9 protein-coding genes are annotated in these 12407 nt (G+C 63.6%); all 9 read left to right on the top strand.

Annotated elements, in window-relative coordinates:
- Positions 1-76 precede the first annotated feature (76 nt).
- The gene (locus BLV45_RS08965; protein WP_090531917.1) at positions 77-1516 is read left to right on the top strand and encodes an MFS transporter; all 1440 of its coding nucleotides are present in this window, start codon (positions 77-79) and stop codon (positions 1514-1516) included.
- A gap of 90 nt (positions 1517-1606) precedes the next feature.
- Positions 1607-2638, top strand: coding sequence for a porin (locus BLV45_RS08960; protein WP_245753170.1), 1032 nt, complete (start codon positions 1607-1609; stop codon positions 2636-2638).
- Between the two features lie 782 nt (positions 2639-3420).
- Positions 3421-4857 (top strand): cytochrome ubiquinol oxidase subunit I, encoded by a 1437-nt coding sequence (locus BLV45_RS08955; protein WP_090531915.1) that lies wholly within the window; start codon positions 3421-3423, stop codon positions 4855-4857.
- 2 nt (positions 4858-4859) lie between these two features.
- Positions 4860-5867, top strand: coding sequence for a cytochrome d ubiquinol oxidase subunit II (cydB, locus tag BLV45_RS08950; RefSeq protein ID WP_090531913.1), 1008 nt, complete (start codon positions 4860-4862; stop codon positions 5865-5867).
- 30 nt (positions 5868-5897) lie between these two features.
- On the top strand, positions 5898-6038 hold the full coding sequence (locus tag BLV45_RS08945; protein ID WP_090531911.1) for a DUF2474 domain-containing protein: 141 nt from the start codon (positions 5898-5900) through the stop codon (positions 6036-6038).
- Between the two features lie 430 nt (positions 6039-6468).
- A complete protein-coding gene (locus BLV45_RS08940; RefSeq protein WP_090531909.1) occupies positions 6469-7005 on the top strand; it encodes a sugar dehydrogenase complex small subunit in 537 nt (178 codons plus the stop codon).
- An 11-nt stretch (positions 7006-7016) separates the two neighbouring features.
- Complete coding sequence (locus tag BLV45_RS08935; RefSeq protein ID WP_090531908.1) at positions 7017-8621, top strand: GMC family oxidoreductase; 1605 nt, start codon at positions 7017-7019, stop codon at positions 8619-8621.
- 14 nt (positions 8622-8635) lie between these two features.
- Positions 8636-10069 carry a c-type cytochrome gene (locus tag BLV45_RS08930; protein ID WP_218133533.1) on the top strand — a complete coding sequence of 478 codons (1434 nt, stop codon included), beginning with the start codon at positions 8636-8638 and terminating at the stop codon, positions 10067-10069.
- Positions 10070-10329: 260 nt separating this feature from the next.
- Positions 10330-12381 (top strand): FUSC family protein, encoded by a 2052-nt coding sequence (locus BLV45_RS08925; RefSeq protein WP_090531906.1) that lies wholly within the window; start codon positions 10330-10332, stop codon positions 12379-12381.
- Positions 12382-12407 lie beyond the last annotated feature (26 nt).

Below are 12407 nucleotides of genomic sequence, written 5' to 3'. Positions count from 1 at the left end.
CAATAACAGCCTGCCGCACGCGCGTGCCCGCTCCTGCGCGGCGCGGCGTGCGCAAAACGTATCGAAGGAGACCCAGATGCAGGACAGCAATGCATTAAAGGCGCGCGCGGACCACAAGGCCGCGGCGTCCCCTGAGCAGACAGCCGTGCATGTCGCGGACACCGCGGCCGCGGCACTGATCCGGCGCATCGAAAGCGTGCCGTTTTCGCGGTGGCATACGAAGGCGCGCGTCATCGTCGGCAGCGCGACATTCTTCGACGCATTCGATGCACTGTCGCTCGCGTTCGTGCTGCCGGTGCTGATCGGCCTCTGGCACGTCGAACCGGTGCAGATCGGTCTCCTGATCGGCGCGAGTTACATCGGCCAGTTCATCGGCGCGCTCTTTTTCGGCTGGCTCGCGGAGCGCACCGGACGTATCCGCAGTGCGACGATCTCAATCGGCATCATGTCCGTGATGAGTTTCGGCTGCGCGTTGAGCGGCAATTTTACGATGCTGCTCGCGTGCCGCTTCGTGCAGGGCGTCGGCGTCGGCGGTGAAATGCCTGTCGCTGCCACGTACATCAGCGAGCTGTCGAACGCGCATGGACGCGGCAAATACTTCCTGCTGTACGAGCTGATTTTCCCGCTCGGTTTGATGGCGACCGGGCAGCTCGGTGCGTGGCTCGTGCCGATGGTCGGCTGGAAAATCATGTTCTGGATCGGCGCGGTGCCGGGGCTGCTGATCGCGGTCCTGGTGTCGCGTCTGCCGGAGTCGCCGCGCTGGCTGATCGGCAAGGGCCGTCTGGCCGAAGCGGAAGCCGTGGTGCGCGAGATGGAAGCCAGCACGGACAAACGCATTCCGCCCAGCGTGCGCGCGAGCGATCGCAAGGTGGGCGCGGCGGCGACGGCCGGCACGCCGGGGCGCGCGGGTTGGCGCGAACTGCTGTCGCCGTTCTATCGCAGCCGCACGCTGATCGTGTGGGTGCTGTGGGCCACCGCGTTTTTCGTCGCGAACAGCCTGAACAACTGGCTGCCGACGCTCTACCGCACCGTCTATCACCTGCCGCTGCAAAGCGCGCTGAGAGCGGCGTCGCTGACCAACGTCGCACAGGTCGTATTGCTGCTCATCTGCGCGTATTCGATCGACCGCGTGGGTCGCCGCAACTGGACGGTCGCGGCATTCTGCGTCGGCGGCTTTCTGCTCGCATGCCTCGGCTTCTTCGGCGCGCACAGCGTGTGGGGCGTGCTGATCGTCGGGACCCTGAGCTACGGGCTGATCGGCTCGATCGCAGCCGTGCTGTATCTCTACACGCCCGAGGTTTACCCGACCCGCATGCGCGCCACCAGCACCGGCCTCGCGACCTCATGGCTGCGGCTTGCGTCCGCGGTCGGTCCATCGCTCGTCGGCCTGCTCGTGCATAAGGAAGGCACCGGCTCGGTGTTTCTGATGTTCGCGGGCGTGAGCGTGGTGGGCGCGCTCGCGGCCACCCGGATGATCGAAACCCGCGAACGCAGCCTCGAGGAGATCGCGCCTTAGTTTTCCCTCGTCAGGAAGTAACTGGAAACAGGCGGCGAGCGCATATCGACGCTCGTCGTACATAAAAAATATTGTCACGGAGATCTGTCAATGAAAAAGATGAACCGCCGGATGGCGGCCATAACCGCATTTGCGTCACTTGCCGCAGGCGGCGCGGCAACCGAAGCGCACGCGCAGTCGTCGGTGCAACTCTACGGCCTCGTTGGCGCGTACGTGGGGAGCGTCAAGCACAGCAGCGGCCCGGCGGCCACGTTTCAGGAGGGCGGCGGCGGTCTCACCACGTCGTACTTCGGCATGCATGGCGAGGAAGACCTGGGCGGCGGCAATTCGGTGTTCTTCACCCTCGAGAGCTTCTTTCAGCCGAATACCGGTGCGCAGGGGCGTACCGCAGCCGATCCGTTCTTCTCGCGCAATGCGTTCGTCGGCTTTTCGACCGCGGTGGGCAGGCTCAGTTTTGGCCGGCAGACCAACCCGACCTATCTGAACATGCAGTTGCTGAATCCGTTCGGGTCGTCGGTGGTGTTTTCACCGATCGTCGTGCAGTCGTTCGTGCCGGCGTTCAACAACACGATCATCGGCGACACCGTGTGGAATAACGCGGTGCAATATCAGACGCCTTCGCTCGGCGGTTTCACGGCGACGGGCATCTACGGTGCCGGCGGCGTGGCCGGCGCGCCGGGCGTCGCCAATATCGGCTTGCACGCGAAGTACGTGAACGGCCCGTTCGCCGCGGCCGTGTCGCTGCAGCGCGTACGCACGCCAGTCACGGCGCCCGTCACGGAACAGGACACGTGGCTCGGCGGCTTCACCTACAACTTCAACTTCGCGAAGGTCTACGCACTTGCCGAGGGGAGCCAGACGTATGGCAAGCCGTCAGGCGCGCATACCTATGAGCTGGGCCTGTCGGTGCCGGTGACGACGTACAGCACGGTGCTCGCCGAGTGGGCAAGAACGACGCGCAATGCGCCACATAACGTGTACTCGACGCGCAATACCGGCTCGATCGCCTACGACTATTCGCTGTCGAAACGCACGGGTGTCTACGTCGTCTGCATGTACGACAAGACCAGTGGCTTCGGTTCGGCGACCACGACCGCGCTCGGCCTGCGTCAAGCGTTCTGAACGAACGAAACCCCGGGACACGTAGCAGGGCACGCCGCTACATTCGCGGCGTCGTTTGTTGCGTGATCCGCTGAAGCTTCGGCGGAATCATTTACGCCTTGTAGCGCGCTGTTCCTTGCCGGTCTCGTGATCATCCTCAGCGCCCGCCGGCTCACCGCATTGTCGAGGTGAGCCCGCGGGCGAATATCTTCCCCAACCGCACTGCGTACCGAGCAGAAACAGGCATCAGGAATTCACGCGGTGCCGCTGCCGTCATGAGTCACGCGCACGATCCTCAACAAAATTCGTAGTGCCCGTGTTTGCGTCTGTCAATCATCGTTATCACGATCAGCCTCGTCATTTTCTTCACGTCGGCTGTCTCCGGTTTTCTGACTGTTTGTAATAGTCAAACTAGTTGGCGGGGCAGTCAGGCAGACCGGTGACCTCGAGGCGCATGCCGACTGGAAATCAATCGCATCCAGACCTTTGCCTGAGGAAAATGTGTTGCGTGCGGACGAATCCCGATTGCGCAATACAGTCAGGCCCGATTCATCAGGATGACGTATTTATTCGATGAAAAAGCGAACGGTGCCTGCGCAGCATGTCCGGCGTGGATTCATGAAAAATTCTTGTACAACCTGGAAACCATGCCTATGATGACTCGCACAGGATCGCGCTCACCAGCCAGAGGGTGACCATGCCTGACCGGCCCGCAGGGGTTGCGCCGTCGCGCGAGTCCCTGACCTGAAGAAACGCTGCTTCAATACGAGGCACACAGTTTTAGGGTTAAAAGGATGTCGGACATGTATAACACGACAGCGCTTCATCTTGCCCGTCTTCAGTTTGCCTTTACTATTGGTTTCCACATCATTTTTCCGGCGATCACGATTGGCCTCGCGAGTTTTCTGGCCGTCGTCGAAGGGCTGTGGCTAAGAACCGGGAAAGCGTCCTATCGCGACCTCTACCACTTCTGGTCGAAGATCTTCGCGGTGAACTTCGGCATGGGTGTCGTTTCGGGTGTTGTCATGGCCTACCAGTTCGGGACCAACTGGAGCCGGTTTTCGTACTTTGCAGGCGGCATCACGGGGCCGCTTCTTACCTATGAAGTGCTAACGGCGTTCTTCCTGGAAGCGGGCTTTCTGGGCGTCATGCTTTTCGGCTGGAACCGGGTGGGGCGCGGACTGCATTTCTTTGCGACCACAATGGTCGCGCTCGGCACGCTCGTCTCGACTTTCTGGATTCTCGCGTCCAACAGCTGGATGCAGACGCCCCAAGGCTATGAGGTCATCGACGGGCGCGCCGTGCCGGTCGACTGGCTAGCGGTGATCTTCAATCCGTCGTTTCCGTTCCGGCTTGCGCACATGGCCATCGCGGCGTTTCTTGCCACGGCGTTCTTCGTCGGCTCATCGGCGGCCTGGCATCTGCTGAGAGGCCGGGATAACCCTGCAATTCGCACCATGCTGTCGATGGCCATGTGGATGGCGTTGATCGTAGCTCCAATCCAGGCCGTGGTCGGCGACGCACATGGCCTGAACACGCTCGAACATCAGCCCGCGAAAATCGCCGCGATGGAAGGGCACTGGGAGAACGTTCCCGGACAACCGACGCCGCTGATCCTCGTCGGCTGGCCGGACATGAAGGCCGAAGTCACCCGGTACGCGATCGAAATTCCGTATCTCGGCAGCCTCATCCTGACCCATAGCCTGAGTAAACAGGTGCCTGCATTGAAGGACTTCCCGCCCGGGGATCGGCCGGATTCGACGGTGGTCTTCTGGACCTTTCGTCTGATGGTCGGCATGGGCGTCCTGATGATCCTGACCGGCATCTGGAGCTTTGTCCTGCGTCTGCGTGGCCGTCTGTACACCTCCCGGGCTTTTCTCTCCGTTGTGCAGTGGATCGGCCCGGTTGGCCTGATCGCGCTGCTGGCCGGCTGGGTGACGACCGAGATGGGCCGTCAGCCGTGGGTCGTGTACGGCGTGATGCGCACGGCCGATGCATCGTCGCCGCTGAGCACCGCACAGGTCGGGTTGAGTCTCATCCTGTTCGTGCTCGTCTATTTCTCGCTGTTCGGCCTTGGCATCATGTACATCCTGCGTCTGGTGCGCAAGGGGCCTGTCACCGATGAAGGCCTGCAGCAGACTCACGGCGGGGCGGGCCGGGCGCGCACGCCTGCGCGTCCCCTTTCGGCGTCTGGGGAAGATTCAGACGACAACCCCGGCAGTCCCGCAGGAAGGGTTTGAACATGGGCATCGATCTTTCCCTGATCTGGGCACTCATCATTGTCTTCGGCGTGATGATGTATGTGGTGATGGACGGCTTCGATCTCGGCATCGGCCTGCTCTTTTTCACGGTCCGGGAAAAGGAGGAGCGCGACGTGATGATGAACACGGTAGCGCCCGTGTGGGATGGCAACGAGACCTGGCTGGTGCTGGGCGGAGCGGGGCTGTTCGGCGCGTTTCCTCTGGCCTATTCGGTCGTGCTCAGCGCGCTCTATCTGCCGATCATGTTCATGCTGATGGGCCTGATCTTCCGCGGCGTGGCATTCGAATTCCGCTTCAAGGCAACAGAGCACAGGCGGCACATCTGGGACAAGTCGTTTATCGGCGGGTCACTGGTCGCGACGTTTTTTCAGGGCGTCGTGCTCGGTGCGTTCATCGATGGCCTGCCGGTGGTCGACCATGCCTATGCGGGTGGCTCGCTCGACTGGCTCCGCCCTTTCCCGCTCTTTTGCGGTATGGCGCTGGTGGTCGCCTATGCGCAGCTCGGCTGTACGTGGCTGATCATGAAAACAGAGGGGCGACTGCAGGAGCAGATGCATGGGCTTGCGTTTTATCTGGCGTGCGCGTTGCTCGTGGTCGTCGGTATCGTCAGCGTGTGGACGCCGCTTTCCCATCCCGAGATCGCGCGCCGCTGGTTCAGCATGCCCAATCTTCTGTTCTTCCTTCCCGTGCCGGTTCTGGTGCTGCTTGGATTTCTCGCCGTGTTGCGGGCTCTCGCCCGACGCGCGACCGTCACGCCATTCCTGCTGACATTGCTGCTGGTTTTTCTCGGCTATAGCGGCCTCGGCATCAGCCTCTGGCCCAACATCATTCCGCCGTCGGTGTCCATCTGGGAAGCGGCGTCACCGCCGCAGAGCCAGGGATTTTCTCTCGTCGGGGCGTTGTTCATCCTGCCGTTCATCCTGGGCTACTCCGCATGGAGCTACTACGTGTTCCGGGGCAAGGTGAAAGTGGGCGAAGGTTATCACTGAGGGTGAATCATGCCGCGAGGAACATCCGGGATGAATTCAGAAGAGGCGCTGCCGGTATGGAAACGTCTGGCATGGCTGGGCGGCATCTGGCTCGCGAGCGTGCTGGCGCTCGGCTTGGTGGTCGAGATCATTCGTCTCGGCATGAGCGCCGCTGGATTGAAGACGCACTGAGTGTTGCCCGGCAACGGGTGACGATGCCGATGATCTGACGCACATCTTGCTGCACGAAGTGGCAGCGCGCTCGCGCCGGTGTTCCATGTGTTGCCCTGTTCGCTGCACCAGATTGCACTCTATGGCATGCTGCGCCCCGGCCTGTTTGTGGCAGGTGATCGTCCCGGCCGGAGTACCGGACCGGGACTGCAATTGCACTGGCCTTCTGCGTGAGTTGAGATTGCAGGAAGGCGATGCAACAGGTCTCGCGCAACGGGTCTTGAGCAGTCGTTGTGAAGTTGATAGTCGTGTGTGAATGCACGGGAAATTATGCTTATAGTCAATGTGGCGGGTGCGCCAGTCATCATCGCGCCACTTCGGGGCGCGATGATCATGAGATTTTCGCGAGCGGGTTCTATTGCGGCGCCGCGGTCGATATCAGGTGGGTGACATGAAAAAATTAACGGTTTCTACCCGCGACAATCCGATGCCGGATCGTCAGCGGCGCACGCTTCTGGCGGCCGTGCTGGCCGCCTATACCGCGTCGTTCGTTCCGTGGGCGACGGCCCAGTCCCAACCGGCGGCTTCAGCCGCGCCTGCACCTGCGCCTGACAGTTTCCTGCAGATATCGAAGCTCCTGACAGGGCAGGCCTCGCTCGACGCGACGCTCGCGGCAAGGCTGTACAGGGCGCTCGTCGCCGACGACAGCAGCTTCGGCGAACAGCATCAAGGGCTGCTCGCCTATGTCAACGACCACAAGGCCGACCCGATGGCGCTGCAGAAGATGCTGGACGCGGAGAAATCGGCGCTGGCACCGGTGCCGCGCAGGATCGTGACGGCGTGGTACACGGGCATCGTCGGCGAAGGCGAGCGGGCGAAATGCATCGCGTTCGAGACGAACCTGCTGAATGTGATAACGGCCGACAAGCTCAAACCGCCGAGTTACTCGTACGGCGTGTATGGCAGCTGGGCAACGAAACCGGTCTGAGGAGAAAACACATGGCACAACAGGATTCCGCGGACGTAGTGGTGATCGGTTCGGGCATCTGCGGCGCGCTCGTGGCTGAGCGGCTGGTGAAGCAGGGCCGCTCGGTCCTGATTCTCGAAGCGGGCCCGCGTATCGATCGCGGCCAGATCACGGCGAACTACCGCAACTCGCCGCGCAAGGGCGACTGGGTCGCGCCGTATTACCCGGGCACGGCATGGGCGCCCCAGCCGATCTACCACCCGAAAGACAATGGCTATCTCATACAGGCGGGCCCGTATCCGTATCCGGCCGAGTATCTTCGCGTGGTGGGCGGCACGACGTGGCACTGGGCCGCGCACGCATGGCGCGTGCTGCCGAACGACCTGCGGCTCAAGACGCTGTACGGCGTGGGCAAGGACTGGCCGATCAGCTACGACGATCTCGAGCCGTTCTACTACGAAGGCGAAGTGAAGATGGGCGTGTCGGGTGCGCCGAACACTGGCTCGCCGCGCGTCAAGCCGTTCCCGATGGAGCCGGTGGTCGAGCCGTGGGCGATGCGCCGGGTGCGGGAGCGCCTCGCCGCGGGCGGCTACCCGGTGGTCACCAATACGACTGCGCGCAACAGCCGCAACTATGACGGCCGGCCCGCCTGTTGCGGCAACAACAACTGCCAGCCGATCTGTCCGATCGATGCGCAGTACACCGGCGGCCTTGCGGTACAGGCCGCGGAGAAGGCCGGCGCGAAGGTGTTGCCGAACGCGGTGGTGTATCGCATCGAACACGACGGCAGCGGGAAGATCGTCGCGGTGAACTACTACGATCCGGACAAGGGCACGCACCGCGTGACGGGCAAGATCTTCGTGCTGGCGGCGAACGGCATCGAGAGCCCGAAGCTGCTGCTGATGTCGGCCAGCGACAAATACCCGAACGGCCTCGCCAACAGCTCCGGGATGGTCGGCCGCAATCTGATGGACCACCCGAGCAGTTCGCTGACGTTCGATGCCGACGAGGATGTCTGGCTGGGGCGAGGGCCGCAAAGTCCATCGTCGATCAACACGCTCAGGGACGGCGCATTCCGCTCGGAGTCCGCGGCGTTCCGCCTCGACTTCACGAACATTTCGCAGGTCCGGTCGGTGACCGAGGACCTGATTGCGGCGGGGGTGTACGGAGCCGAACTCGAAAAGCAGATGCGTTACCGCTCGGCGCGTCAGATGAACGTGAAGACGGTGCTGGAGGTGCTGCCCAATCCGGAAAACCGCGTGACGCTCAGTTCGCAGAAAGATGCGCTGGGTCTGCCCAAGCCGGAGGTTCATTACTCGCTGGACGACTATCTGCACCGGGGCGCGGCGATGGGCAAGGAGCACTTCACGAAAATCGCCGAACTGATGGGTGGCACGAACCTGCGCTATACCGCCGACGGTCAGTACGCGAACAACCAGCACATCACCGGGACGATGAGCATGGGCAGCGACCCGAAGGATTCGGTGGTGGATGCGTTCGGACGCACGCACGATCACGAGAACCTGTTCATCGCCAGCACCGGCGTGATGCCAACGGCGGCGACGGTGAATTCGACGTTGACGGGTGTGGCGCTGGGCCTGCGCACAGCCGAGCACATCCACGCGACGACGACCTGAAGGAGCCGCTCGCCATGAAACTGACTGAACGGGTGTATTTCTGGGGCCGGCTCGCGCTGTGCGCGCTGACGGCGGCGGCGGGACTGGCTGCGATGTGCGAGACGGCGCACGCGGCGGATCCAGCCAGCGCCGACAACGCGGCGCTTCTGAAGCGCGGCGAATATCTGGCCACCGCAGGGGATTGCGTGGCCTGCCACACGGCGCCCACGGGCAAGCCGTTTGCGGGCGGCCTGCCGCTGGCGACGCCGCTCGGCAACATCATCTCGACGAACATCACGCCGTCGAAGACAGGCGGCATCGGCAACTATACGTACGGGCAATTCTCGGATGCGGTGCGCAAGGGCATCCGTGCCGACGGCGCGCACCTGTATCCGGCGATGCCCTACACGTCGTACGCGCAGGTGACGGACGACGACATGAAGGCGCTCTACGCGTACTTCATGCAGGGCGTGACGCCGGTGGACGAAGCGGCGAGCGCGAGCTCGCTGCCGTTCCCGTTCAACATCCGGCTGTCGATGGCCGCGTGGAACATGCTGTTCCTCGATTCAAAGCCATTCGAGCCGGATCCGTCGAAGAGCGCGGAGTGGAATCGCGGGGCGTATCTGGTGAAGGGGCTCGCGCACTGCAGCACCTGCCACAGTCCGCGCAACGCGCTGATGGCCGAGGAGACTTCGCAGGACCTGGCGGGCGGGGCCGTCGGGCCGTGGGTCGCGCCGAACATCACGTCGGACGCCAATAGCGGCGTGGGCGCGTGGAGCGAAGCGGAGCTGGTGAGCTACATGCGCACCGGCCACGCGACGGGCAAGGCGCAGGCGGCCGGTCCGATGGCGGAGGCGGTGGACAACAGCCTGCGGCATCTGAGCGATGCGGACCTGCAGGCGATGGCGGTGTATCTGAAGACCGTGCAGGCGGTGCATCAGGCAGGGGACACGCAGCCGCCCGCGACGTGGGGCAAGCCGGTCAGCGATCTGGAGGATGTGCGCGGGGTGGCGTGGCCCGCGGACGTGAACCAGCTGGGCGGCGTGCAACTGTATGACGGGTACTGCGCGTCGTGTCACCAGGCGAAGGGCGAGGGGGCGAGCGATGGCGGCCTGCCGTCGCTGTTCCACAACACGGCGCTCGGACGCAGCAACACGAACAACCTCGTGATGGTGATGCTCGATGGCGTGCATCGTCAGGCGGACACGCCGGACATGTTGATGCCGGGCTTCGCGCAGCTGCTCACCGACCAGCAGATCGCCACGCTGGGCAACTATCTGCTCAAGCGGTACGGCAACGTCAACGCGACGGTCACGGTCGACCAGGTCAGGGCGCTGCGCGCCGGGGGTGAATCGTCATCGCTGGTGGGGCTCGCGCGCGCGGGAATCATGGCCGCGGTGCTCATTGTCCTCGGCATCGTTGCGCTGCTTGTCGTGCGTCGCTCGCGCAGACGCGCCAGTGCCGCCTAATGTCCGGTCTCCGGTTCGTTCAGTGGTGGAGGCCAGCATGAGCCCGATACCGTCGCGCATCAAGGTCGTCGGTGCCATGGTCGCGGTGATGCCCGGTCTGGCGTTCAGCTTCCAGGCCGCCACGGGAAAGCGGCGTCACGCCGGGGTTGCATGACCTGATATCAGACGTGGGGTTCCGCGGCTGTCCGGCGTTTTTCGGGGGCTTACGCGCAAGGTTCACGATGGCGGGTCATGGATCCGGCAAAGCGGGGTGATACCAGATGAACTGGCCATCGGGTCGCGACTGGCTGTTTTCCCTGAAAACGTTCGGCGCGGCCACCGTCGCGCTTTATCTCGCGTTCTTTTTTGCGTTGCCTCGCCCTTACTGGGCCATGTCGAGCGTCTACATCGTCTCGAGTCCGCTGCTGGGGGCGACCCGCTCGAAAGCGCTGTACCGCGCGATGGGCACGTTGCTGGGCGCAGCGGCCGCCGTGGCGTTCGTGCCGCCTTTTGTACAGACGCCCTTGCTCTTCAGCCTGATCACGGCGATCTGGACCGGGACCTTCCTCTTTCTTGGCATATCGGATCGCACCGCGCGCGCCTATGTCTTCCTGCTCGCGGGCTATTCGTTGCCGCTGATCGCGCTTCCCACGATCGGGACGCCCGAGCGCATCTTCGACGTGGCCGTCGCGCGCAGCGAGGAAATCCTGCTCGGCATCGCGTGCGCCAGTGTGTTTAGCGGGTCGCTCTTTCCAAGCCGGATTGCGCCGGTGCTCGCGGAAAACACCACAGGCTGGTTCCGGGATGCGGCTGCCGCGGCGCGCGCCTGGCTGGTGGGGCAGCCCGCCGGCAAGGACGTCTCCGCCCGAAGACTGCGGCTCGCCACCATGGTCAACGGCTTCGAGATGACGCTCAGCCAGCTCACCTACGATGACGTGACACCCCGCGTGCTGGAGAACGCCCGCGCATTGCGGGGGCGAATGGCCGTGCTGTTGCCCGTCATCTCCTCACTGGTCGATCCGGTTCTCGCGCTGCGTGCGTTGCCGCAGGCATGGAGCCCGGAGCTCGATGCCCTGGCACAGCGAATCGGCGCATGGATCGGGACGTGGGAAGAGGGACTCTCCGATGCAACAGCGGATGAACTGCGCGCGGAACTGGTCCGGCTCGAGCCACCGGTCGATTCGCTCGCGCAATGGCCGTGGGCCTTGCGCTCGGTCGTTCTCTGGCGGCTTCGGCAGTTGATCGACCTGTGGCAGGACTGCTGCACGCTGCGGCAGACGTGGGCCGACCCTGATGCGCCGGTCTGGCAGCCGCGTTTTCTGCACTGGCGGCTGGGGGGCTCCACGCTCCATGCCGATCGTGGGCTGATGATCTTTCAGGCGGGTTCCGCCGTGGTCGCCATCTTTTTCGCCTGCGCGCTATGGATCCTGTCCGGCTGGGAGAACGGCGCGGGGATGGTGTCGATGGTGGCAGTCGCCTGCAGTCTCTTTGCTTCGCTGGATGAACCTGCGCCCAAGGTCTTTGGCCTCTTTGCGTGGACCAGCGTGAGCGTCGTGATCGCCGGCGTTTATCTGTTCGCGATCCTGCCGCTCGTGCATGATTTCCCGATGCTGATCCTGCTGCTCGCCATCCCCTTTGTCAGCGCCGGCACGTTGATGGCGATGCCGCGCTTTACTGCCGCGGCCATGACGGTCGCGATCAATGTCGCTTCGTTCGTGAGTCTTCAGGACGCCTACGATGCCAATTTTCTGACCTTCCTGAATGGCAACATTGCCGGACCGATCGGTCTGTTCCTTGCGTTTCAATGGATGCGTGTGACGCGCCCGTTCGGCGCGGAGATGTCCGTGAGACGCCTGACCGTTTCGGGCTGGTCGGACGTGGCGGCTGCGGCGTCCCCGACGACGGATCTGCATCCCCGTGAGCTTGCCTCAAGGATGCTGGACCGGACCATGCAGCTGCAGCCGCGTCTTGCGGCCATGGAAGACAACCCGCGTCCCTCGGTGGACAGCTTGCGCGAGTTGCGCGCCGGCCTCAACGCACTCGACCTGCGTGTGCATCTCGGGCGCATGCGGGCGGATGGCACACAGCTCGTCGAGGCCGTGCTTGACGGCGTGCGCGCGTATTTTGCGAACTGTGTGCAGGCGCGCCGGCGCGTCACCGTGCCGGAAAGTCTGATGTTCCGGCTCGACGCCGCGTTTGCCCACGCTGCGCTGCCGGAAATCGCAGGTTATTCGCGCGAGCCACTGCATTCGCTCGTGGGTCTGAAACTGTCACTGTTTCCGGCCCGCTTTGTGCCGGGGGGCGCGGCGCCGGCTTCGTCACCGGCAACATAAGACAGCGCTAGCGGAGGCAATCAATC

Origin of the sequence: Paraburkholderia sartisoli, from assembly GCF_900107685.1 — a bacterium.
GTDB classification, from domain to species: Bacteria; Pseudomonadota; Gammaproteobacteria; order Burkholderiales; family Burkholderiaceae; genus Paraburkholderia; species Paraburkholderia sartisoli.
The sequence above is the reverse complement of the archived record's forward strand: the minus strand, read 5'-3'. Positions and strand labels throughout refer to the sequence as shown.

Excerpts from the sequence above, each read along its gene's own strand:
- BLV45_RS08940 (WP_090531909.1), top strand. The coding sequence starts at position 6,469 with ATGAAAAAATTAACGGTTTCTACCCGCGACAATCCGATGCCGGATCGT.
- BLV45_RS08965 (WP_090531917.1), top strand. The coding sequence starts at position 77 with ATGCAGGACAGCAATGCATTAAAGGCGCGCGCGGACCACAAGGCCGCG.
- BLV45_RS08945 (WP_090531911.1), top strand. The coding sequence starts at position 5,898 with ATGAATTCAGAAGAGGCGCTGCCGGTATGGAAACGTCTGGCATGGCTG.
- BLV45_RS08930 (WP_218133533.1), top strand. The coding sequence starts at position 8,636 with ATGAAACTGACTGAACGGGTGTATTTCTGGGGCCGGCTCGCGCTGTGC.
- BLV45_RS08955 (WP_090531915.1), top strand. The coding sequence starts at position 3,421 with ATGTATAACACGACAGCGCTTCATCTTGCCCGTCTTCAGTTTGCCTTT.
- cydB (WP_090531913.1), top strand. The coding sequence starts at position 4,860 with ATGGGCATCGATCTTTCCCTGATCTGGGCACTCATCATTGTCTTCGGC.
- BLV45_RS08935 (WP_090531908.1), top strand. The coding sequence starts at position 7,017 with ATGGCACAACAGGATTCCGCGGACGTAGTGGTGATCGGTTCGGGCATC.
- BLV45_RS08960 (WP_245753170.1), top strand. The coding sequence starts at position 1,607 with ATGAAAAAGATGAACCGCCGGATGGCGGCCATAACCGCATTTGCGTCA.
- BLV45_RS08925 (WP_090531906.1), top strand. The coding sequence starts at position 10,330 with ATGAACTGGCCATCGGGTCGCGACTGGCTGTTTTCCCTGAAAACGTTC.